This is a genomic window from Pseudomonas sp. AS2.8 (assembly GCF_014190935.1).
Taxonomy (GTDB): domain Bacteria; phylum Pseudomonadota; class Gammaproteobacteria; order Pseudomonadales; family Pseudomonadaceae; genus Chryseomonas.
Genome location: NZ_JACHVV010000002.1, coordinates 604,795 through 625,950, shown reverse-complemented (window position 1 = coordinate 625,950; position 21,156 = coordinate 604,795). Strand labels below are relative to the sequence as shown.

The 21,156-nt window shown below is 66.5% G+C and carries 20 protein-coding genes and 1 tRNA gene; 9 read left to right on the top strand and 12 right to left on the bottom strand.

The genetic code is table 11. The features are described 5' to 3' along the window. Positions 1–145 precede the first annotated feature (145 nt). Positions 146–2,299 (top strand): bifunctional diguanylate cyclase/phosphodiesterase, encoded by a 2,154-nt coding sequence (locus FHR73_RS09865; RefSeq protein ID WP_183630788.1) that lies wholly within the window; start codon positions 146–148, stop codon positions 2,297–2,299. A 98-nt stretch (positions 2,300–2,397) separates the two neighbouring features. Here the strand turns inward: FHR73_RS09865 and FHR73_RS09860 are convergent, their stop codons facing one another. After that, positions 2,398–3,702, bottom strand: a complete 1,305-nt coding sequence (locus FHR73_RS09860; RefSeq protein ID WP_183630786.1) for an OmpP1/FadL family transporter — start codon at positions 3,700–3,702, stop codon at positions 2,398–2,400. A gap of 284 nt (positions 3,703–3,986) precedes the next feature. On the opposite strand from FHR73_RS09860, the gene rnd reads away from it, so the two are divergent. The 3 genes from rnd to FHR73_RS09845 are packed head-to-tail and all read left to right on the top strand — an operon-like array spanning position 3,987 to position 6,378. Further along, positions 3,987–5,141, top strand: a complete 1,155-nt coding sequence (gene rnd, locus FHR73_RS09855; protein WP_183630784.1) for a ribonuclease D — start codon at positions 3,987–3,989, stop codon at positions 5,139–5,141. Next, the gene (locus FHR73_RS09850; protein WP_183630782.1) at positions 5,138–5,440 is read left to right on the top strand and encodes a YcgL domain-containing protein; all 303 of its coding nucleotides are present in this window, start codon (positions 5,138–5,140) and stop codon (positions 5,438–5,440) included. Before rnd ends, FHR73_RS09850 begins: the two co-directional genes overlap by 4 nt. Next, positions 5,437–6,378, top strand: coding sequence for a D-2-hydroxyacid dehydrogenase (locus tag FHR73_RS09845; protein ID WP_183630780.1), 942 nt, complete (start codon positions 5,437–5,439; stop codon positions 6,376–6,378). The genes FHR73_RS09850 and FHR73_RS09845 overlap by 4 nt, the downstream gene beginning before the upstream one ends. On the opposite strand, the gene FHR73_RS09840 is transcribed toward FHR73_RS09845, so the two are convergent. Further along, positions 6,363–6,959: a nitroreductase family protein gene (locus FHR73_RS09840; RefSeq protein WP_183630778.1), complete on the bottom strand. Its 597-nt coding sequence runs from the start codon at positions 6,957–6,959 to the stop codon at positions 6,363–6,365. The genes FHR73_RS09845 and FHR73_RS09840 overlap by 16 nt on opposite strands. A gap of 135 nt (positions 6,960–7,094) precedes the next feature. Here FHR73_RS09840 and FHR73_RS09835 point away from each other — a divergent pair, with 135 nt between their 5' ends. After that, positions 7,095–7,544: a YcgN family cysteine cluster protein gene (locus tag FHR73_RS09835; protein ID WP_058762427.1), complete on the top strand. Its 450-nt coding sequence runs from the start codon at positions 7,095–7,097 to the stop codon at positions 7,542–7,544. 8 nt (positions 7,545–7,552) lie between these two features. Here FHR73_RS09835 and FHR73_RS09830 read toward each other — a convergent pair whose 3' ends face one another. The 9 genes from FHR73_RS09830 to FHR73_RS09790 form a co-directional block, all read right to left on the bottom strand. Next, positions 7,553–8,536, bottom strand: a complete 984-nt coding sequence (locus FHR73_RS09830) for an oligopeptide/dipeptide ABC transporter ATP-binding protein (RefSeq protein ID WP_183630776.1) — start codon at positions 8,534–8,536, stop codon at positions 7,553–7,555. Continuing rightward, entirely contained in the window at positions 8,533–9,516 is a 984-nt protein-coding gene (locus tag FHR73_RS09825; protein ID WP_183630774.1) for an ABC transporter ATP-binding protein, read from the bottom strand. Before FHR73_RS09825 ends, FHR73_RS09830 begins: the two co-directional genes overlap by 4 nt. Position 9,517: 1 nt before the next feature. After that, positions 9,518–10,393 carry a D,D-dipeptide ABC transporter permease gene (ddpC, locus tag FHR73_RS09820; protein ID WP_183630772.1) on the bottom strand — a complete coding sequence of 292 codons (876 nt, stop codon included), beginning with the start codon at positions 10,391–10,393 and terminating at the stop codon, positions 9,518–9,520. Position 10,394: 1 nt separating this feature from the next. Further along, positions 10,395–11,411 (bottom strand): ABC transporter permease, encoded by a 1,017-nt coding sequence (locus tag FHR73_RS09815; protein ID WP_183630770.1) that lies wholly within the window; start codon positions 11,409–11,411, stop codon positions 10,395–10,397. Positions 11,412–11,459: 48 nt separating this feature from the next. Beyond that, positions 11,460–13,025 carry an ABC transporter substrate-binding protein gene (locus tag FHR73_RS09810; protein WP_183630768.1) on the bottom strand — a complete coding sequence of 522 codons (1,566 nt, stop codon included), beginning with the start codon at positions 13,023–13,025 and terminating at the stop codon, positions 11,460–11,462. A 106-nt stretch (positions 13,026–13,131) separates the two neighbouring features. Further along, positions 13,132–13,707, bottom strand: coding sequence for a D-alanyl-D-alanine dipeptidase (gene ddpX, locus FHR73_RS09805; protein ID WP_183630766.1), 576 nt, complete (start codon positions 13,705–13,707; stop codon positions 13,132–13,134). A 41-nt stretch (positions 13,708–13,748) separates the two neighbouring features. Then, on the bottom strand, positions 13,749–14,600 hold the full coding sequence (locus tag FHR73_RS09800) for a MurR/RpiR family transcriptional regulator (protein WP_183630764.1): 852 nt from the start codon (positions 14,598–14,600) through the stop codon (positions 13,749–13,751). 216 nt (positions 14,601–14,816) lie between these two features. Then, positions 14,817–15,572: an SRPBCC family protein gene (locus FHR73_RS09795; RefSeq protein ID WP_183630762.1), complete on the bottom strand. Its 756-nt coding sequence runs from the start codon at positions 15,570–15,572 to the stop codon at positions 14,817–14,819. Positions 15,573–15,625: 53 nt separating this feature from the next. Further along, the gene (locus FHR73_RS09790) at positions 15,626–17,647 is read right to left on the bottom strand and encodes a S9 family peptidase (RefSeq protein ID WP_183630760.1); all 2,022 of its coding nucleotides are present in this window, start codon (positions 17,645–17,647) and stop codon (positions 15,626–15,628) included. Between the two features lie 89 nt (positions 17,648–17,736). Between FHR73_RS09790 and FHR73_RS09785 the strand changes: the two genes are divergently transcribed. From FHR73_RS09785 to FHR73_RS09770, 4 genes are all read left to right on the top strand, one after another. Further along, positions 17,737–18,210 (top strand): MFS transporter, encoded by a 474-nt coding sequence (locus FHR73_RS09785; protein ID WP_183630758.1) that lies wholly within the window; start codon positions 17,737–17,739, stop codon positions 18,208–18,210. Positions 18,211–18,308: 98 nt separating this feature from the next. Beyond that, positions 18,309–19,082 (top strand): class II glutamine amidotransferase, encoded by a 774-nt coding sequence (locus tag FHR73_RS09780; protein WP_027596905.1) that lies wholly within the window; start codon positions 18,309–18,311, stop codon positions 19,080–19,082. 18 nt (positions 19,083–19,100) lie between these two features. Continuing rightward, positions 19,101–19,613 (top strand): DUF2937 family protein, encoded by a 513-nt coding sequence (locus FHR73_RS09775; RefSeq protein ID WP_183630756.1) that lies wholly within the window; start codon positions 19,101–19,103, stop codon positions 19,611–19,613. Between the two features lie 88 nt (positions 19,614–19,701). Next, positions 19,702–19,778 (top strand) — tRNA-Val (locus FHR73_RS09770). Positions 19,779–19,937: 159 nt separating this feature from the next. Here the strand turns inward: FHR73_RS09770 and FHR73_RS09765 are convergent. Next, positions 19,938–21,107, bottom strand: a complete 1,170-nt coding sequence (locus FHR73_RS09765) for an MFS transporter (protein ID WP_183630754.1) — start codon at positions 21,105–21,107, stop codon at positions 19,938–19,940. Positions 21,108–21,156 lie beyond the last annotated feature (49 nt).

Sequence of the window (21,156 nt, the reverse complement as noted above, 5' to 3'; positions counted from 1 at the left end):
GCGTGAGATACCCGGGATTTTGCGACCTCGGTCCTTGAACGGTCTCGATTAAACCGTTAAGAAGGCGCCTGGTTGCGCGCCCAGCGAAACCGCTCGGTACGCGCGGGTCCAGGGGGAGTCGTCGTCAGTTGGACAAGGAGCCCCAATGCTCGATGCGCCTCAAAGCGCCGCCACGCCTCGGGATGTCGCCCCCGCGTCGCGGCTCCGCCTCAAACCGCGCAGCCTGTTCGCCAAGTTCTTTCTGGCGTTCATCCTGGTGGATGCCCTGGGCACCCTGCTGTTCACCCTGCACAGCTACCACCAGGCGCGCGAAGCCAGCAGCCAGAGCATCGACTATCGCCTGATGAGCGCGGCCCTGGCACTGCCGGAAATTCTCGGCGAGGACTATCTGGCTCAGTTGCAGGATCCGGCCAAGGCCGATCCCGAACGCTACCAGCGAACCCTGATCACCCTGGATCGCTATGCCCGCAAGGCCGGGCTGGCCTCGCTCTACGCCTTCGTCAAGGAGGGCTCGAGCTTTCGCTTCATCATGGATTCGGCCAACGAGGAAGAAATCCGCGTTGGCTATTTCGGCGACTATCGCCAGCTCTACGACCAGGCCCCCCCGGAACTCGCGGCGGTGTTTGCCGATCACCAACCGCGTTTCGCGGAATACCAGGATAACTTTGGCAGTTTCCGTTCCCTGTTCCTGGCCATTCCAGGACAGGACGGGCAAGCAGTCGTCATAGGGGCGGACATGTTCATGGAAGGAATAGCAGCGGCGGAGCAGTCGGCTCTGCTGGATTCGCTGCTCATAGGGGCGATCATCTTCGCGATGGGCGCCCTGGTCAGCCGGATTCTGGCTGGCGCGCTCAACCGCTACCTGGCGCGTCTCGGGCAGGCCACCGAACGCATCGCCGACGGCGACTATCAACTGGGCCTCAAGGAAGGCCGCGATCCGGTCGGCCGGCTGGGCCGCGCCATGAACCAGATGGGCGCCGCCCTGGCCGCGCGTGAGCGACGCATCAGCCAGCTGGCGTTTCGCGACATGCTCACCCGCCTGCCCAACCAGGTGCGGCTGGTGCTGGAAATCCGCCAGCGCATCGAGCGCGCTGCGGCCGGGCGCTTCGCCGTGCTGCTGCTGGACGTGGCCAACTTCCGCAACATCAACGAACTGCTCGGCCAGGAAGGCGGCGACAAGATCCTGCGTCACCTGGCGCGTCGGCTGAGGGTCGCGGCGCCGGAAGAGAATGGCGTGGCGCGGATCGGTGCCGACACCTTCGTTCTCTTGCTGCCCTGGTTCGACGATGCCTCGGCGGAGGCGGCGCTGCTGTCGCTGCGCAACCTGGTGGAAAAGCCCTTCGTCAGCGGCAACCAGCGGGTGTCGCTGCGCATCACCTTCGGCATCGCCTGCTACCCCGAGCACGGTGCCAGCGCCGAAGCCCTGCTGGCCAACGCCGAGACTGCGCTGCAGGACGCGCGTCGGCGCCAGCTGCCCTTCGCCTTCCATGATCCGGACCAGGAGCGCCAGCGGCAGCTGGGCATCGCCATGCTCGACGCCCTGGACCTGGCCGTAGACCACGATCAGCTGCGCCTCTATCTGCAACCCAAGATCGCCCTGCCCGACGGTCGCGTGGAGGGCGCCGAGGTGCTGATCCGCTGGCAGCATCCGGAACTGGGCCTGCTCAAGCCGGACGCCTTCGTCGGCATCGCCGAACAGAGTCGCAAGATCTGCGACATCACCCTCTGGGTGCTGGAGCGCTGCATGCGCCTGCAGCGCGAGCGACAGCTGGGCGCCCTCAAGCTCAACGTCAACCTGTCGCTGCTGGACCTCGAGCACCCGGCCTTCATCGCCCGCATCGGCCGGCTGCTGGACGAGACCGGCGCCATGGCCGCCGGCTTCTGCCTGGAGATCACCGAGTCCCGCGCCATGAGCAATCCGGTGCAGGTGCTCGACTGCCTGCGCCAGCTCAAGGCCATGGGCTTCGAACTGTCGCTGGACGACTTCGGCGCCGGGCATTCCTCGCTGGCCTGCCTGAGCAGCTTTCCCATCGACGAGCTGAAGATCGATCGGCAATTCATCGAGCACTGCCAGCTGCCCGGCGATCAGGAGGTGATCAGGCTGCTGGTCCAGCTCGGCCAGTTGCGCGGGTTGCGGGTGGTGGCCGAAGGCGTGGAAACCCCCCAGGCCCTGCAGGTCCTCACCGATCTGGGCTGCGACCAGATCCAGGGCCAGCTGGTGGCCGGCGCCCTGTCGCTGGAAGACTTCCAGCGCTGGTACGCGGAGCAGGAGCAGGGCCACTGGGAGCTTAGGGCGTAGGTCAAGACCGAGGCAGTTCGTCGCCGCAGGTAAGCTCGATCCTTACCCCGGAAAGCACGAAGCCGCCTGGCGGCGGCTTCGCTAGCGGACCCTGACGCTTAGAAGCGGTAGGTCAGCTGGGCGCCCAGGCCGTGGGCGCTGTTGTCGTACTTGGCGCTGTAGCCGGCCTTGGTGGAGGTGGCGGGGCGATTGATCGACACGTCGTCTTCCCAGAGGTAAGCATAGGCCACGTCGATGGTCATGTCCTTGGTCGGCGACCAGCCTGCGCCCACCGAGAAGGTCTTGCGATCGCCTACCGGGATGCGCACGTTGCGGTTGCCGTTGTCGGCCGGCGAGGGGTCGATGGCCATGCCCGCGCGTAGTACCCACTGGGGATTCAGCTGATAGGCCGCGCCAACGGCGTAGGACCAGGTGTCCTTCCAGTTGAGTTCTTCCGTCACGGTCGCCAGGGGCGAACCCAGCACCGGCAGGGTGGGAGTACCTTCGTTCTCCACGTCGATCGACTTCAGGCGACTCCAGCGGGTCCAGGTGGCACCGGCGTACATCGTCCAGTCGTTGTTCAGACGGTAGGTGAAGGAGGCGTCGCTGCTTTCCGGCAGGGTGATGCTGAGGCTGGCGTCATACTTGCCATTGAGCCGGCTGACCAGGGCGTTGGTGACCGGGCTGGCCTGGCTGTTGGCGCCCGTGACCTCGGTATTGCCCTTGAGCTTGTAGGTGACCTTGGAGTGGTAGGTCAGACCGAAGGTCAGGTCATCGGTCAGGTCCGCGAGCAGGCCGACGTTGAAGCCATAGGCGGTGTCGTCGCCGTCGATCTTGACCTGGCCATCCTGGGTGCTGCCGAAGTTGACGTTGCTGTTGAGCTTGCCTTCGATGCGGTTGATGGTCGGACCGAAGCCGACGGAGACCTTGTCGGTGATCTTGTAGCTGACGGTGGGCTGGATGGTGATGACTTCCACCTTGCTCGCCTGGCCCTGGTAGCGACCCTGGAAGGCGTGCTCGTAGTTGCTGATCAGCGCATAGGGGACGTACACACCCAGGCCGAAGTGCAGGCGGTCATCCACCGGAGTCACGAAGTAGCCGAAGGGCACCACCGAGTTGGGCACCATGTCGCCGTCGTTGCTGCCCTGGACGGCCTGGCCGTTGGCATAGCGACCGCTGGCGTCCTTGATGTCGATCTTGGCATGGATGTAGGCGCCGCCCAGGGACACCTCGCGGCCCAGGCGCGACATGCCGGCCGGGTTGCCATAGATTGTGGAAGCGTCCTGCGCGGAGGAAGAGCGTCCGGCGAAGGAGGTACCCATCCCGCTGACACTCTGTTCGTTGATAGCCAGACCGTTCGCCAGGGCATAGCCGGAAGCGCTCGAAACGGCCAATGCAAGTAGGGTCAGTTTTATTGTTTTCATGCTCTTGCAGCTCCATTGAAAGGCGAGAAGCGCTTACCTCCGCGGATTCCCAAGTCCGAGTGAGTACCTGCGCACACTCAGCTTTTAGCAGGCCCTGCTTGCGAATACAAAAAAAACTATTCGGTCACGTTTGGTTCGGGGCGGTCATCAGGCGTTCATCCGACGAACCCGCCTGGAAAGCCGCTGAATGCCACGCTTCCCGGCGCGTGACAGGGGCGTCAAGCGGCACCGAAGAACCGGCCCGGGTGGCTTATACTGTTGGCTCATCTGTTCGGAGTGCGCCCTTGACTTCTGCCCCTCACTGGATCCGCGACGACGCGGCGCTGGCCGCCCTCTGCGCGCGGTGCCAGACCCTGCCCTTCATCGCCCTCGATACCGAATTCATGCGGGTCGACACCTTCTATCCCAAGGCCGGCCTGATCCAGATCGGCGACGGCGAACAGGCCTACCTGGTCGATCCCCTGTGCATCGGCGACTGGACACCCTTTGCCGCGCTGCTGGAGGATCCGGCGGTGGTCAAGGTGCTGCACGCCTGCAGCGAAGACCTGGAGGTGTTGTTGCGCCTGACCGGCAGCCTGCCGCAGCCGCTGTACGACACCCAGCTGGCGGCGGCCTACCTGGGGCTGGCCCACTCCATGGGCTACTCGCGTCTGGTAGGCGAAGTGCTCAAGATCGACATACCCAAGGATGAGACCCGCTCCGACTGGCTGCAACGCCCCCTGACGCCGCTGCAGGAGCGTTACGCGGCCGCCGACGTGACCTATCTGGTCGACGTCTACCTTTATCTCGACGCGCGCCTGGATGACCAGCGACGTGCCTGGCTGCTGGAGGATGGCGCCGAGCTGGTGGCCAACCTGCGCCGCGTCAGCGATCCCTGGGAAGCCTATCGCGACGTCAAGCTGGCCTGGCGCCTGTCGCGCCAGCAACTGGCGGTGCTGCGGGTGCTCTGCCACTGGCGCGAGGTCAAGGCCCGCGAGCGCGACCAGCCGCGCAACCATGTCCTGCGCGAACGCTCGCTATGGCCGCTGGCGCGTTTCCAGCCCACCGACAAGCAGGCCCTGGCACGCATCGACGACATGCACCCGCGCACCGTGCGCCAGGATGGCGATACCCTGCTGGCGCTGATCGCCGAAGGCGCGGCCACCCCGGCTGAGCACTGGCCGGCGCTGCAGTCCGAGCCCTTGCCCCACGAGGCGTCGCCGCTGCTCAAGGCCCTGCGCGCCATCGGCGAACGGGATGCCGAGGCCCTGGGCATGGCGCCGGAACTGATGCTGCGCAAGAAGGTGCTCGAAGCCCTGCTGCTCACCGGCTGGCCCGATGGCGACTACCAGCTGCCGGCGAATCTGCGCGGCTGGCGCCGCGAGCGCTTCGGCCAGGCCCTTCTCGATCACCTGCAGGCGCAACGCACCCCGCCGACGCCCCTGGAAGACACCCCATGAAACTGCTGTGCTCTATCTACCGAAGCCCGCGCAAGCCGGAAATGTACCTCTATGTCGACAAGCTCAAGGGCCTGACACCTGTCCCCGAGGGCCTGCTCACAGCCTTCGGCCCGCCGGCCCTGGCCTTCGAGTTCGTGCTGACCCCGGAGCGCAAACTGGCGCGGGAAGACGTCGCCAAGGTCCTCGAGAACATCGACAAGCAGGGCTATCACCTGCAGATGCCGCCACCCGAGCTGGAGCGCGATGACTACATCGAGCACCTGCCCGAAGAACTGCTGCGTCTCAACGATCCGCTATGACCGCCGTCCTGCTGCTGGAAGACGCGCCGGCCGGCTATGTCGATGCCTGGCGCCAGCTGGCGCCGGAGCTGGACCTGCAGGTGCCGACGGACCCGGCCGCGGCCGTGCGTCTCGCGCAGCAGCCATGCTACTGGCTGGGCCAACCCGATCGCGCTGCGGCCCTGTTGCGCGAGGGCGTCAAACCGCTCTGGCTGCAATCCACCTGGGCCGGCTACGCACCGCTGCTGGCGGCGGAGCTGCCGTGCGACTATCGCTTCAGCCGGGCGGTGGGTCTGTTCGGCCAAAGCATCGGCGAATACGTCCTGACCTATCTGTTGCAGCATGAGCGCCAGGTGTCTGCGCGTCAGCTCAGCCAGCGGGAAGGACGCTGGGATACCCAGGCGCCAGGCACCCTGGCCGGGCGGCGCCTGCTGCTGGTCGGGGCAGGGGACATCGGCCAGGACATCGCTCGCCTGTTCGCGCCGTTCGGCATGAGCCTCACCGGCGTCGCCCGCAGTGCGCGGACCCTGCCCGGCTTTGCCCGGGTGGTATCGCTCTCCGAGCTGCACCAGGCGGCGCGGGCGGCCGACTTCGTGGTCAACCTGTTGCCGGACAGCGCCAGCACCCGCGATCTCTACGACGCGGCCTTCTTCGCCGCCTTGCCTGCCGGTGCCTTGTTCATCAATGCCGGACGCGGTATCAGCGTGGTGGACGCCGATCTGATCGCCGCGCTGGAAAGCGGCCAACTGGCCAGCGCGGTGCTGGACGTGTTCCGTCAGGAACCGCTGCCGATCGAGCATCCCTTCTGGCAGACGCCCAACCTGCACCTCACCGCCCATGTCGCCGGACCCACGCCGCCGGCGGCGGCGGTCCGGTTGTTCCTCGACAATCTCCAGCGCCTGCAACAGGGGCAACCCCTGCGCGGCGCCGTCGAGCTCGCCGCTCAGCCGAAGGTATAGGGGCCGGCCACCGCCAGCTCCTCGACGGTCAGGCGTGGGCTGGGCAGCTCGCGCCCCTGCAGGGACTCCGGCAGGCTGGCCTTGTCGCCCAGCTTGCCGATGGCCACCGCCAACTCGACCTTGAACGCCGCCGGCACCTTCAGCTCTCGCTGGATGCCTTCGCGATCGATGCCCGCCATGCCGTGGGCGTGCCAGCCGGCATTGCTCGCCTGCAGCGCGAGGTAGGCCCAGGCCGCACCGGCGTCGAAGCTGTGGCTGGGGAAGGGGACTTCCTCACCGCTGCTGGCGCGCAGCAGGGTGGTCTTCGACAGGATGATCACCAGCGCCGAGGCGTGTTGCGCCCAGCCGCGGTTAAATTCGGCCAGCAGACTCAGGAACAGCTCCCAGTGGGCATCGTCGCGGCGTGCATAGAGGAAGCGCCAGGGTTGGGCGTTGAAGGCCGAAGGCGCCCAGCGCGCGGCCTCGATGAAGCCGAGCAGTGTCTCTTCCTCGATGGCGACCGGTTCGAAGGCGCGCGGCGACCAGCGCTGCACGAATTGCGCGTCGACGGGGTATTGCGGAGTACGGCTGGTGCTGGTCATGGCTTCACCAAGGAGGAAAGGGAATCCGGCACGGTAATCCGGCCGGGCGGAGTCGACAAGGGCGCGAACGGTGCTTGGCGCTCGCGGCGTGCGGCACTAGACTGCGCGCCCCGTCTCTTTGCCACGATCCCTGCCATGGCCGCCATCACCCAGCCGTTCTGGAAGCGCAAGACCCTCGACCAGCTCGATGCCCAGGAATGGGAGTCGCTGTGCGACGGCTGTGGCCTGTGCTGCCTGCAGAAACTCGAAGACGAGGACGACGGCGCCGTCTACTACACGCGCATCGCCTGCAAGCTGCTGGATCTCAAGACCTGCCAGTGCAGCCGCTACGCCGAGCGCACCCGCTTCGTCCCCGACTGCATCCAGCTCACTCCCGCCCAGGCCGACCAGTTCGCCTGGCTGCCGCCGACCTGCGGCTATCGCCTGGTGGCCGAAGGCAAGGATCTGCCGGAGTGGCACCCGCTGATCTGCGACGACCGCGAGGCGGTGCACAAGGCCGGTATATCCCAGTCCGGCCGCATGCTCAGCGAGACCCAGGTCGCCGAAGACGACTGGGAAGACTATCTGATCTTTCGCGCGGGCTGACCCCGGCTTCAGACCACCGCGGGGCTGGTCCGCAGTGGCGCGGTCAGGCCCGTTGCGCGATGGCAGCGTACCTCCGCCCACTCACCTGGCAATAGCGTCTGAGGTCGTTCGCAACCGGCGCCCGCCTGCGGACAGCGATCCCGAAAGAAACAGCCAGTCGGCAGCACCCGGTTTCCCGGCAACTCGGTGCGCTGCGCCGCGGCATCGCCGGTGAGCGGCTGATCCAGTCGCGGCACCGCCTCCAGTAAGAGCCGGGTATAGGGATGGCTGGGATGCTCCAGCACCTCTGCCGCCGCCCCCAGCTCGACGATCTGCCCCAGGTACATCACCGCCACCCGATCGGCCAGGTGGCGCACCACCGAGACGTTGTGGGAGATCAGCACGAAGGTCAGGCCGCGTTCGCGTTGCAGCTGGGCCAGCAGGTTGAGGATCTGCGCCTGTACCGAGATGTCCAGCGCCGAGGTGGGCTCGTCGAGAATGATGACGTCCGGATCCGACGACAGCGCCCGGGCGATGGCGATGCGCTGGCGCTGGCCGCCGGAGAACTGGTGCGGGTAGCGATCCAGGTATTCGGGACGGATACCGACCTGCAGCGCCAGGCGCTCGGCCAGGGCGCGCAGTGCCGTGGTGGAACTGCGACCCCGCACCACCAGCGGTTCGGTGATCAGCTTCCATACCGGCAGGCGCGGATCCAGCGAGGACTGCGGGTCCTGGAAGACGATCTGGATGTTGCGTTCGCCACGGGCGGCGCCGGCGAGGGTACCGCTCACCGGCGCCACCAGCCCCATCAGGACCTGGGCCAGGGTGCTCTTGCCGCAGCCGGATTCACCGAGCACGCCCAGGGTCTCGCCGGAAAAGAGTCGCAGGTCAATGCCGTTGAGGGCATGGGCCTGGCCCTTGCTGCGTCCGAGCCAGTCGCGGCCCACCGGATAGCGAACTTCGACGCCGCTGAGTTCCAGCAGCGGTACGGCGGGCGGAGCAAGGGTGTTCATGCCGGGGCGTCCTCCGCCTGCAGCCAGCAGGCGCTCAGGTGATCGGGGGTGTCCGTCGGCAGCAGCGCGGGGCGCGTCTCGCAGCGCTCATGGCGCCGACTGCAACGATCCTTGAAGCTGCAGCCGCCAGGCAGCTGGGCGAGGTTGGGCACCTGTCCGGGGATGCTGGCCAGGTCGCTGCCCGGCACCGCCTTTTCCGGCAGGCAGGCCATCAGGCCCTGGGTATAGGGATGCCGGGGTGCCTGCATGACCGCCGCGGTAGCCCCCTGTTCGACGATGCCGCCGGCGTACATCACATAGACGCGGTCGCAGAATTGCGAGACCAGCGCCATGTCATGGGTGATCAGCAGGATGGCGGTGCCTCGCGCCCGCGCCTTCTCGCGCAGCAGGAGCAGCACCTGACGCTGCACCGTGACGTCCAGCGCGGTGGTCGGCTCATCGGCGATCAACAGTTGCGGATCGCAGGAGAAGGCCAGGGCGATCATGATGCGCTGGCGCATGCCGCCGGACAGCTCGAAGGGATAGCGTTCGAGGATCTGCTCGGGGTCGGCGATGTGCATGTCCTTGAGCAACTCGATCGCCTTGGCGCGGGCCTGGGTGGCATCCAGCGCGGTATGACGGCGAATCACGTCCAGCAGCTGGCGACCGATGCGCCGCGTCGGATTGAGCGCGGTCATCGGCTCCTGGAAGATCATCGCCGCCTCGCGGCCGCGCACTTCCATCAGCTGGCGCTCGCTCAAGGCGAGCATGTCGTGGCCCACCAGGTTGACGCTGCCGCCGGTGACCCGGTAGCTGCCGGGGGGCAACAGGCCGAGGGTGAGCATGGCGGTGACCGACTTGCCCGAGCCGGACTCGCCCACCACGCCGACGATCTCGCCGGGGGCCACACTCAGGCTGACGCCGTTGAGCGCTTTGGCGCTGCTGCGAAAGCCGGGGAATTCCAGATTCAGCTGGTCGATGTGCAGAACGGGCTGGCCCATGTCATTTGCCCTTTTGGCGGGGATCGAGCAGATCGCGGATGCCATCGCCCAGCAGGTTGAAACCGATGGCGGTGACCAGGATCGCCAGGCCTGGGAAGGTCGAGTACCACCACTGATCGAGGATGAAATTGCGGCCGCTGGCGACCATCACGCCCCATTCCGCGGTGGGCGGCTGGGCACCCAGGCCGATGAAGCCCAGCGCCGAGGCCATGAGGATGGCGTTGCCGATGTCCAGGCTGAATTGCACCAGCAGCGGCGGCATGGCGTTGCGTGCCACGTGCCAGTGCACCAGGTGCCATTTGCCGGCGCCGAAGGTGCGTGCGGCCTGGACATAGGCCAGCTGGCGGATGCTCAAGGTCTGGCCGCGCGCCAGGCGCACATAGAAGGGGATGCGCACCAGGGTGATGGCCAGCATGGCGTTGAACAGACTCGGCCCGAGGGCGGCGGCCAGGGCCATGATCAGCACCAGCGAAGGCACCGAGAGGATGATGTCCATCAGGCGCATCATCAGGCGGTCGAAGGCGCCGCCGACGATGCCCGACAGGCAGCCGAGCAGGCCGCCGATGGCGCAGGCGGCAAAGGCCACGAACAGGCCGACGCCTACCGATTGGCGGCTGCCGTAGATCACTCGGCTGAGCAGGTCGCGACCCACCTCGTCGGTGCCGAACCAGTGCAGGGCACTGGGTGCCTGCAGGCGGGCGGTGAGTTTCAGCGCGTTGGGCTGATAGGGCGCGAGCCAGGGCGCGGCGACCATGCACAGCAGCACCAGCAGGGTGATCACCAGCCCCGTGAGCATCAGCGGATTGCGGCGGATGCGCCAGGCCAGCCAGGCGGTCTGCTCGCGCCAGCCGGGGCGCGCAGCGGTCAGGATCGTCATGCTAGTTCACCTTGCCGATGCGGGGATCGACCAGCCGGTAGAGCAGGTCGATGAAGCGGTTGAGCAGGACGTAGATGAAGGACACCACGATGGCGAAGCCCATGACCGCCGGGAAATCCAGTGCCTGGATCGACTTGACCACGTAGGCGCCCATGCCCGGCCAGGCGAACACGGTCTCGGTGAGCACCGCGCCATAGAGCAGGTCGCCCAGGGCCAGGCCGATCACCGTGATGGAGGGAATCAGCGCATTGGGCAGCGCGTGGCGCAGCACCACGGTGGCTTGCGACAGGCCATAGGCGCGGGCGGTGCGGATATAGTCCTCGCCCAGCTGTTCGAGCATGGCGCCGCGGATCTGCCGGGTGATGACGCCCAGGTTGACGAAGGCCAGGGTCACCGCTGGCAGCAGCAGGTGCCTGGCCGCGCTGACGAAGCCGGTGAGATCCCCTGCCAGCAGGGTGTCGATCAGATAGAAGCCGGTCACCGTGGGCGGTGGCGTCAGCCCCTGGTCCAGGCGTCCGCCGCCGGGCAGCCAGCCGAGGTGCCCGTAGAACAGCACGATCAGCCCCAGGCCCAGCCAGAAGGCCGGGGTGGAGATGCCGGCCACCGCCAGGGTACGGCTGATGTGATCGATCCAGCGGTTGTTGTAGACCGCCGAGAGCACGCCCAGCGGCACGCCGATCAGGATCGACAGCAGCAGCGCCGCCAGCGCCAGCTCCAGGGTGGCCGGGAAGAACAGCTGCAGGTCTTCCAGCACCGGCCGATGGGTGCGGATCGACTGGCCCAGATCCCCCTGCAGCAGGTCTCCCATGTAGCGGAAGTATTGCTGGTAGAGCGGCAGGTCCAGGCCCAGCTGCTGGCGGATACCGGCGACGATTTCATCGCTGGCACGCTCGCCGGCGATCAGCCGCGCCGGATCGCCCGGGATCAGGTGGGAGATGACGAAGGTGATCAGGGACACCCCGATCACCACGATGAGGATATCGGTCAGCTGCTTGCGCAGCAGATGGAAGAAGGCCATGGCATACCTCGCGAGGCGAGTGCCGGCGCGCGCCGGCACCCGTCGCCCTTACTTGGACATCGCAGCGAAATCGAAGACCTGCTCGAGCATGGGGTTGAACACGTACCCCTTGACCGCGGCGCGCATCGGCACCGTGTAGGCCTTCTGGTAGAGGTAGGCGTAGGCGGCGTCGCCCACCACGATCTTCTGGGCCTCCTGGTACAGCGCCTTGCGCTGGGCCACGTCGCTGACGCTGGCGGCGTCGCGCAGCAGCTGGTCCACCTTGGGATTGCTGTAGAAGGCGCGGTTGCCGGCCAGCCCCGCATTGGTGCTGTCGAACCAGAAGTTCATGAACATGTAGGGATCGGCGAAGTCCGGACTCCAGTTGCCGATGGCGACGTCGAAGTCGCCCTTGCCCAGGCGTTCGCGGAAGGTGGCGTTGGCCAGCTTCTCCATCTTCAGGTTGACGCCAAGGGTGCCCAGGCCGGCCTGCAGGGTCAGGCCGATCGGCTCCCAGGCCGGATCCTTGTCCGAGTAGAGGAATTGCAGCTCCCGCACCTTGGGCGCCTTGCCCAGGGCGGCCTGGGCGGCTTCCAGGTCCTGCTTGGGCATTGGCAGGCTCGGATCATGCCCCCACATGCCGTCCGGGATCGGGCCGTTCATGAGCTTGGCCTTGCCCATGGCGATGCCTTCGACGATGCCCTGGTAGTCGAGGGAGTCGACCACCGCCTTGCGCGCGTTGACGTCGTTCATGGGCGCGCGCTTGTTGTTGAGGTAGAGGTAGGTCACCCGCAGCGAGGGGTAGGCGGTGGTGACGAAGCCGGACTTCTGCGCCAGCGCCTTGACCTGGTCTTCGGGCAGGTCCTCGATGATGTCCAGGTCGCCCTGTTCCAGCTGCAGGCGGCGCACCGAAGGCTCGGCGATGATGCGGATCACCACCTGCTTGAGCGTGGGGGCCTTGCCGGCGTAGTGCGGGTTGGGCTCCAGGGTCAGCGACTGGCCCTTCTGCCAGGCGGCCAGGCGATAGGCGCCGGAGCCGGCGGTATGCCCGGCCAGCCAGGCGTCCACGTCCTTGCCATGGGTGCTGGCCACCTTGGGGTTGATCACGCTGGCGCCGTCGTGGGCCAAGGCGAAGAGGAAGGGCGCGAAGGGTTTCTGCAGGGTGAATCTGATCGTCTGCGGATCCACCACGGTCACCGTCATGTCCGCCGGGAAGATGCTGGATGGGCCCTGCTTGAGCTTCATCAGGCGCTCGACCGAGAACTTGACCGCCTCGGCGGTGACCTCGCTGCCATCGTCGAATTTGTTGCCGGGCTTCAAGGTGAAGGTCCACACCAGGTTGTCGGGGGAGACGGTCCAGCCGCTGGCCAGGTCGCCCTCGACGTCGGTGCTGCCCTTGCCGTCTTCCACCTTGTAGCGCATCAGGCGCTGGTAGGCCGGGTAGGTCACGGTCCAGTCGTTGTTGTCGAAGGTCACGCCCGGATCGACGGTCTGCAGATCCGCAGGCTTGCCGATGACCAGGGTGTCGGTCGCGGTGGCGGCGCTGGCCGGTTGCCAGGCGCCGAGGCCCAGCAGGGAAACCAGGGCGAGCACGCGGGACGCCGATGAAACGTGGGTGCGCGAAGACGAGAACATGCCGGTACCTCGGATTGTTTGGGTTTATGGGTGTTTCGGCAGTGGGCAAGGCGGTCGAGCGAAGGGCTCGCGGCGCCGGATTCGAATGACCCGGTCGCCGGCAGGATCAGTTCAGTAGGGCGGCGAGCTCCTCCTGGCTGAGATGGTGATAGTCGATCAGCGCATAGCGGCGGGCATCGGGCAATTCGAAGTGCCACCACTCGCTGGGGATGAAGGAGAAGCCGGCGCTCTGCATGATGCCCAGCAGCAGCAGGCGGTTGCGCTGGGCGGCGGCGGGCAGCGCCGGATTGAACAGGTGCGACAGCTCGCGCATGTCGTCGAAGCTGGTACCCATGTCCAGCGGCTCGCTGGCCTCGTCGAGCAGGGTCACGTCCACGGCCACGCCGCGGCTGTGGTGCGAACCCTGCGCCGGATCGCTCACGTACTGGGCATCGGGCAGCACCCGCCACAGCAGTTGCTGGGCATAGGGCGGGCGGTAGGCATCCAGCACCTGCAGACGCAGACCGGCCTGTTGCGCCAGCGCGCTGGCGCGGTGCAAGCGGGTGGCGGCATCCCGGTGCAGCAGGCAGTGGGCGTCCTGGTAGAGCACCTTGCCGGCCAGGTTGTCGGCGGTCGCATAGACCAGGTGGATGTCCACGCCGTAGTGGTGGGCGTCGATTTCGACAAGTTCTGGATGGTTCACGGTACGGGGTGCTTCCTTGGGGTGAAGAAGAGGGCCAGGGCTCATTCGAATTGCCCGAAGCGCTGCTGCAGGGCGCGGTTGCTGGCCAGGCGCTGTTCCAGGGCATCGCCCGAGCGATCCGCCACCGCTGACACCAGCAGGTTCAGTAGGCAGGCCAGCGGGGCCATGGAATCCCAGAACTGGTCGACCTCCAGGCGCAGTTGCAGCAGGTCGGCGGGATAGTCCCGCGCCCAGGGGCAGTGGTAGTCGGTGATCAGCGCCATGGGCAGCCTGGCATCACGAGCGCTCTCGCAGAGCTTGCGGGTCACGCTGGAATAGGCGCGAAAGTCGGCCACCACCAGGTAGGGTTGGGCGAAGCCGCTGTTGAAGATATCGGCATAGGTGCCCGACAGGCCGTCGACGTAGAAGGCCTTGGGCCGGATGTATTCCAGCAGGCTGTGAAAACTGCCGAGCACCCCGCGGGTGGTCTGGATGCCGGCGATGAACACGGCGTCCGCGCCGGTCAGCTGCCGGACCACGTGCTCGAACACCGGGCCGCGGGCCAGCTGGTAGACGTCCTCGATGGCGGCGAGCTCGGCGGCCAGGGAACGGTCCAGCGCATCGCTGCGTCCGCTCTGCTGGCGAAAGGCACTGAAGCGGTCGGTGATGCGCCAGGCTTCCAGGCCTTCGTCTCTCAGGCTCTGCTTGACGTCGTCGAGGTTGCGATAGCCCAGCGAACGCAGCAGCCGACCCACGGAGATGCCGGTGGTGTTGGTGCGCTGGGCGATGCTGTCGGCGGTCTCGAAGGGCAGCTTCTCGGGGTTGGCCAACAGATAGCCCGCGACGCGTTTGCCGGTGGGGGTGAGGTCGGCGAAGGCACCTTCGAGGGCTTGGAAGAACAACGGCTTGGTCAAGATGTAGACCCGCAATGTTATCGAGCTGTCATTAACGGCTCCGTTGTTCGAAAGCTAACATTGGTTTTCCAGGCGTCGCAAGTCGCTGCACGCCGGTTGCTACCGAAGTGTCGCAAAGCGGGATCTGGGGTCGTTGCGAGATAAGCCAGTCGCGGCTGAATGGCTGGGGAGGAGGGTGACGGCGTCCCGGACGAGACGCCGCGGCACAGCAGGAGATCAGCCCAGCGGCGACTCCATGTGCGAGGTGCGCTCGACGGCGCCATAGCGATCGCCAACCGCATGGGCGCGTTCCAGCAGCACCTTCAGCTCGGCCAGGTCCTGGGCGATGCGGGTGCCCGGGTCGCGACGCAGCAGTCGGGCGAACAGGTGGCCGAGGCGACCGGCCGGCGGCTCGTAGGCCATGACCGCGGTCACCTCGGTGCCACCGGGCACGTCGGCGAAGCTGACCCAGCCCAGGTTGTTCAGGCCGGCGTAACCGCAGGAACGCCAGCCGATCAACTGGCCGGGAATGTCGTCGGTGACTTCGGCGTCCCATTCGAAACGCCCCATGGGTGCCTTGACCACCCAGTGGGAATAGCGGTCGTTGAGCACGTCAACGCGTTCGATATGGCGCATGAAGATCGGCAGGTTGGAAAAGTCGCGCCAGAAGCGATAGAGCTCATCGCGAGGGCGGGCGATGACGATCCGGCGGGTCTGGGAGGCCGCCGAATGCCAGGCCAGCGAACGGCGGACGTCGCGCTCGAAACGCACCTTGGTCAGGGTGCTCTTGATCGAGCAGTGACCGCGCAGGCCGCGTTTCAGCAGCCAGGCGCCGGTCGCGCCGGTCAGCAGGCCGAGCAGACCGCCACGCGCCAGGCCGCGGCTGATCAGCAAACCACCGCCGGCCACGGAGGCCAGGCGTTCGACGCCCTTGATGGCGGCGGCGTCGCGAGGCGGAGGAGCGAGAGTGGGAGTGGGGGCATCTAGGTGCATGGCAGATTCTCCTTTAGCTGTGGAAAAGACCTGCCCAGAGCCCCCGCCGTTCCCTAGCCGGTCAGGCCCAGTACCCGGAAGACGAAGGCGTATTCCAGGGCCACGTCGCGCAAGGCCTGGTAGCGCCCGCTCATGCCGCCATGGCCGGCGCCGAATTCGGTCTTGAGCAGGAGCAGGGGCGCCTGATCGGTCCGCCGCTCGCGCAGCCGCGCCACCCACTTGGCGGCTTCCCAGTACTGCACCCGGGTGTCGTGATAGCCCGCCACCGCCAGGATGGCCGGATAGGCCTGGGCCTTCACGTTTTCGTAGGGCGCATAGCCGGCGATGCGCGCGCGCACCTCCGGCTCGTTCGGATCGCCCCATTCGTCGTACTCGGTGACGGTCAGCGGCAGGTCCGGCTTGAGCATGGTGTTGAGCACGTCGACGAAGGGCACCTCGGCGATGGCGGCGGCGTAGAGCTCGGGCCGCTGGTTGAGCACGGCGCCGATCAGCAGGCCACCGGCGCTGCCGCCGCTGATGACCACCTGTTGCGGCGTCGTCAGGCCCTGTTCAAGCAGATGCTCGGTGCAGGCGATGAAGTCGTCGAAGGTGTTCTGCTTGTGTTCCAGCTTGCCGCTGCGATACCAGGCTTCACCCAGCTCGCCGCCGCCGCGCACATGGGCGATGGCGAAGCGCACGCCGCGATCGAGCAGGCTCAGGCGGGCATGGGAGAACCAGGGATCGAGGCTGTGGCCATAGGCGCCGTAGCCATAGAGATAGAGCGGCGCGCTCTGCGGCAGGTCGCGACGACCGACCAGGCTGATGGGGATACGGGTGCCATCGGCGGCGGTGGCCCACAGGCGGCGGCTCTCATAGGCATCGGCGTCGAACGGACCTTCCACCGGCACCTGCTTGAGCACCCGCTGGGTGCCACTGGCCAGCTCCAGTTCGCGGATCTCGGCGGGGCGATTGAGCGCCTCGTAGCGCAGGCGCATGACCGGGCTGTTGAATTCCAGCACGTCCATGGCATCCAGGCTGTAGACCTCATCCGGCAGGTCGACGCGATAGGACGGCTGGCCATAGGGCCGCACCTCCAGAATCGGCAAGCCGGCGGTGCGCAGGCTCAGCACCAGCGCCTGGGCGCCGAGGCTCGCATCCTCCAGCATCACCTCCGGGTCATGGGGCACCACCAGCTGCCAGTGCGCACGTGTGGGACTGTCCTCGGCGGCCTGGTAGAGCGCGAAGTTGATGCCATCCTGATTGCTGCGGATGTACCAGCCATCGACGCCATGATCGGGGAAATACTCATGGCCTTCCTCGCGGGGCGCCAGGCAGACAAAGGCCTCGTCCGGTCGATCCGCGTCCAGTACCCAGGCTTCGCTGGTGGTCTTGCTGTGCGACAGCAGCAGCAGCTTGCGCTCGGAGCTCGAACGATAGCAGCCGAGGAAGAAGCGCCCATCGGTCTCGTGGAAGACCAGTTGCGGCTCGGCGTCGCCCAGGTGGTAGCGATAGAGCTTGTGCGGACGATGGGATTCGTCGCGCTCGCCAAAGAACAGGGTGCGGCTGTCGTTGGCCCAGGTCAGGCTGCCGTCGCATTCCTCGAAGGGCAGTTCGGTCACCAGGCCGGTGGCCAGCTCCTTCACATAGAGCCGGTAGGTCTCGTCCCCGACCTGGTCGAGGCTGTAGGCGAGCCGGGTCTGGTCCGGGCTGATTGTGAAGCGGCCAACGGAGAGAAAGCCGCCGTCGGCGATGGCGTTGCCGTCGAACAGCAGCTCTTCGGTCGCGGGATCGGGCGTCAGGTCGCCGTTGGCGGGGCGGCGGCAGCGATAGTTGCGGCCGTATTCGTCGCCGGCCTGGGTGCGCTGGTAGTAGAGATAGTCGCCGCGGGGGACGGGCAGCGACAGATCCGTCTCGCGAATGCGCGCGCGGATCTCCTCGAACAGCTGTTCGCGCAGGGCGGCCTCGGGTGCCAGCTGGGCTTCCAGGTAGGCGTTCTCGGCTTCCAGGTGGGCCAGCACCTCGGGGGCGTCGCGGCTCTCCAGCCAGACGTAGGGATCGTCACCGGCGGCGCGGCGGGCAGTGGGGGCTTGGGTCATGCGGGCTCCTTGGGCGCCGCGCAAGAGCACGCGGGCGGGGCAAAACCGCTATCATAGGCTTCCCCTTCCCGCTATCGCCATGGATCGCAATGACCGAGCAAGAGTACCTGATCGCCTGGGCCGTCTACGCCATCGCCGCGCTGCTGCTGTTGGTGGTGTCTTTCAAGGCCACCGGCTGGCTCTGGCGCTGGCTGCGCGAACCCATCCGACTGGTGGTGGCCGTGCTGCTGGTGACGCCGGCCCTGGTGGATGCCGAGCATGGCCTCTATGCCCCGGCCATTGCCGTGACGGTGCTGGACCTGGTGTTCAAGGTGGGCAACAGCGCCTGGTCGGCCGTGGCCAACCTGGCTGCCGCCGGCACCATCGGCGTGGTGCTCTACCTGATCTTCGTCCTCTGTCGCTGGCTGTACCGGCGCTCCCATCCGCGTCCGGCGCCGGTCGCCGCAGCAGCGCCGACGGATGATCCGCAACCGGAATCGCCGCTGGCCCCACGGCCCCCGGCAGCCCCGGTCGAGCGCCGCGAACCCCGTGGTCGTGGCGAGCGCGTCGAACCCCGTCTGTAATCCAGGCTTGCGCCCAGGACGTGACCCCTTCAGCATGATTGCGAAGGGCAGCGGCTGCAGCCGCCGTTGAACCAGGCAGCCACCCCGGAGGGACGGACATGTGCGAATTGCTGGGCATGAGTGCCAACGTGCCCACGGATCTGGTCTTCAGTCTCCAGGGCCTCATGCAGCGAGGCGGCCGCACCGGTCCGCATCGGGACGGCTGGGGCGTGGCCTTCTACGAGGGCAGGGGCCTGCACCTGTTCAAGGATGCCCTGCCAGGCGCCGATTCCGAGGTGGCCAAGCTGGTCCAGGGCTACCCGATCAAGAGCCATACGGTGATCGGCCATATCCGTCACGCCAACGTGGGATCGGTCAATCTGGCCAATACCCACCCCTTCGTGCGGGAACTGGGCGGTCGCTACTGGAGCTTTGCCCATAACGGCCAACTGCAGGATTTCCATCCCGAGCCGCGGTTCTACCGGCCGGTGGGCGATACCGACAGCGAGACGGCCTTTTGCAGCCTGCTGGATCAGGTCCGCGAGCGCTTTCCCGAACCCGTCCCGGTGGAGATGCTGTTGCCGCAACTGGTGAACGCCTGCGATGGCTTTCGCAAGAAGGGCGTTTTCAATTGCCTGCTCAGCGACGGCGACTGGCTGTTCAGCTTCTGCACCACCAAGCTGGCCCATATCACCCGCCGCGCCCCCTTCGGTCCGGCCCAGTTGCGCGATGCGGAAGTCCACATCGACTTCAAGGCCGAGACCACGCCCAATGACGTCGTCACCATCATCGCCACCGAGCCCTTGACCTCCGACGAGGTCTGGACCCTGCACCAGCCAGGGGAATGGCATCTCTGGTGGGATGGCGAGATCGTCTCCCAGGGCCGCGTCTAGACAGGAAGCCACTTCACGATGCTGCGTAGTTATATTCGTCTGCTGTTGTTTACCCTGGCCTTGCTGGTAGGGGTACAGATTCCCGGCTTCATGCTCGACTACGAGCAGCGCGTCGATGCCCATCGCCTGGAGTCCGATCAGGCCCTGAGCGGATTCAGGCGGACCGCGCAGCAGTACTTCGAAGGCAGTCTCGACGGCTTGCTGGCGCATTACCGGGCCAGCGAGGATCCGGTCTTTCGCAGCGATGCCGACAGCCTCGGCGTACTGCTGCGCCGTAATGCGCTGTTCAACGAAGAGTGGCAGGCGCTGCAGGGTCCTTGGTACCAGCGGGCCTGGCACATCCTGGTGTCACCCAACGCCGAACTGCGGAACGAGACCCTGCAGCAGTATCGCTATCAGGTGGTGCTCACCCCCGAAGCCATCGGCTGGGGGGTAGGGCTGGGATTGGCCTTGGCGGTGACGGTGGAAACCCTCGCGCTCTGGCTTTCAATCCTGCTCTATCCGCGGCGTCCAGCCCGGCGGGTGTCCTAGCCTTCAAAAAAATTTCACGTTTTCAGGCGTTTAGCTGAAAAAAGGGCTTGACGCTAAAGTCCCGCGCTGTAGAATGCGCACCCACAGCAGGCACGTAGCTCAGTTGGTTAGAGCACCACCTTGACATGGTGGGGGTCGTTGGTTCGAATCCAATCGTGCCTACCAAACAAAACCCGCACTGCTGGCGGGTAAGAAAAAAGGCGATCCGAAAGGGTCGCCTTTTTTCGTTTTGGATTTGATTTGGGGCCCCAGCGATGAGGGCTTTAGCTTGGTCCTGGCGACGTACTGCTCGGCCCTGGTCTTTGCCTCGGCGAAGGCGAGGCGCTAGGCGTCTCGCTGCCGGGTGGTCATCGGCCACGTGAGCGCAACGAAGGCCATCCCGCCACCCACCAGCAGCAGCGCGGCACTCAGGCTCCAATGCTGCGCGACGAAGCCGATCGCGGCTGGGCCGATGAGAATGCCGGCGTAGCCGATGGTGGTGATCGCTGCAATGGCGTGGCTTGCCGGCATCCGGGTCTGCCTCCCGGCGGCACTGAAGAGCACGGGGACGATGTTGGAAGCTCCGAGGCCAACCAGCAGAAAGCCTACGAAGGCAAAGGGCTGGGTGGGTGCCAGGACCGCCATCAGAAAGCCTGCCGCGGCGAGGAAGCCGCCGCCTACGACCACTTTCAGGCCGCCCAGTGTCTTCACGATCCGGTCGCCGGTCAGGCGGCCAATGGTCATCGCCAGCGCGAATACCGTGTAACCGAAGCCGGCCTGCGCCGGGTCGACGCCATGCGCATCGATCAGGAACAGGGCGCTCCAGTCCAGGATCGCGCCTTCGCCGAGGAAGATCAGAAAACAGAGCAAGCCGATGAAGGCGACGATCCCGCGCGGCAGCATGAACAGCGGGGTATGCCCGGCGTCATGATTGCCGTAGGGCAGCAGACCTTTGAGTGAAGCCGCGAGTAGAGCGATCAGCAGCGCGCTGAACACCAGGGTCGCCACCAGCGGTTGGATGCCAGCCCCCAGCAGAACGCTCATGCCGCCGGCACCGACGATCCCGCCGACACTGAACAGGCCGTGGAAGCCGGACATCATGTTGCGACCGCTGTCTTTCTCGACCATCACGGCCTGGATGTTGATCGCGACGTCCAGGGCGCCAACGCTTGCCCCGAACAGGGCCAGGGCTATGGCCATGCCGAAAATGGAATCGGCGACGGCAAGCAGCGGCAGTACCAGGGCGAGTGCCACCGAGCTGGTCGCGATCACCGCGCGACACCCGAAGCGGCTGGCGAGGATGCCGACGATGGGCATCGCGACGATGGATCCCAGGCCCAGGCAAAGCAGCAGAAGGCCAAGCGTCGAATCATCGGCGCCGATCCGCGCCTTGGCGACGGGCACCAGGGGTGCCCACGCGGCCATGGCGGACCCCGCAATGAGGAAGCCGGCGCGGGTCGCCCATTGCTCGATCACTCCCGAAGGCTGTTGGGCGGCGAGTGGCACGTGTTGCATTGGAAATGCTCCGAAATAAGACGACGGTAGGTGTGACCACACCTCATAC

Excerpts from the sequence above, each read along its gene's own strand:
- FHR73_RS09840 (WP_183630778.1), bottom strand. The coding sequence starts at position 6,959 with ATGACCAGCACCAGCCGTACTCCGCAATACCCCGTCGACGCGCAATTC.
- FHR73_RS09780 (WP_027596905.1), top strand. The coding sequence starts at position 18,309 with ATGTGCGAATTGCTGGGCATGAGTGCCAACGTGCCCACGGATCTGGTC.
- FHR73_RS09790 (WP_183630760.1), bottom strand. The coding sequence starts at position 17,647 with ATGACCCAAGCCCCCACTGCCCGCCGCGCCGCCGGTGACGATCCCTAC.
- FHR73_RS09845 (WP_183630780.1), top strand. The coding sequence starts at position 5,437 with ATGACCGCCGTCCTGCTGCTGGAAGACGCGCCGGCCGGCTATGTCGAT.
- FHR73_RS09835 (WP_058762427.1), top strand. The coding sequence starts at position 7,095 with ATGGCCGCCATCACCCAGCCGTTCTGGAAGCGCAAGACCCTCGACCAG.
- FHR73_RS09850 (WP_183630782.1), top strand. The coding sequence starts at position 5,138 with ATGAAACTGCTGTGCTCTATCTACCGAAGCCCGCGCAAGCCGGAAATG.
- FHR73_RS09865 (WP_183630788.1), top strand. The coding sequence starts at position 146 with ATGCTCGATGCGCCTCAAAGCGCCGCCACGCCTCGGGATGTCGCCCCC.
- FHR73_RS09785 (WP_183630758.1), top strand. The coding sequence starts at position 17,737 with ATGACCGAGCAAGAGTACCTGATCGCCTGGGCCGTCTACGCCATCGCC.
- ddpC (WP_183630772.1), bottom strand. The coding sequence starts at position 10,393 with ATGACGATCCTGACCGCTGCGCGCCCCGGCTGGCGCGAGCAGACCGCC.
- FHR73_RS09815 (WP_183630770.1), bottom strand. The coding sequence starts at position 11,411 with ATGGCCTTCTTCCATCTGCTGCGCAAGCAGCTGACCGATATCCTCATC.
- FHR73_RS09775 (WP_183630756.1), top strand. The coding sequence starts at position 19,101 with ATGCTGCGTAGTTATATTCGTCTGCTGTTGTTTACCCTGGCCTTGCTG.
- FHR73_RS09765 (WP_183630754.1), bottom strand. The coding sequence starts at position 21,107 with ATGCAACACGTGCCACTCGCCGCCCAACAGCCTTCGGGAGTGATCGAG.
- FHR73_RS09860 (WP_183630786.1), bottom strand. The coding sequence starts at position 3,702 with ATGAAAACAATAAAACTGACCCTACTTGCATTGGCCGTTTCGAGCGCT.
- FHR73_RS09825 (WP_183630774.1), bottom strand. The coding sequence starts at position 9,516 with ATGGGCCAGCCCGTTCTGCACATCGACCAGCTGAATCTGGAATTCCCC.
- FHR73_RS09830 (WP_183630776.1), bottom strand. The coding sequence starts at position 8,536 with ATGAACACCCTTGCTCCGCCCGCCGTACCGCTGCTGGAACTCAGCGGC.
- FHR73_RS09795 (WP_183630762.1), bottom strand. The coding sequence starts at position 15,572 with ATGCACCTAGATGCCCCCACTCCCACTCTCGCTCCTCCGCCTCGCGAC.
- FHR73_RS09810 (WP_183630768.1), bottom strand. The coding sequence starts at position 13,025 with ATGTTCTCGTCTTCGCGCACCCACGTTTCATCGGCGTCCCGCGTGCTC.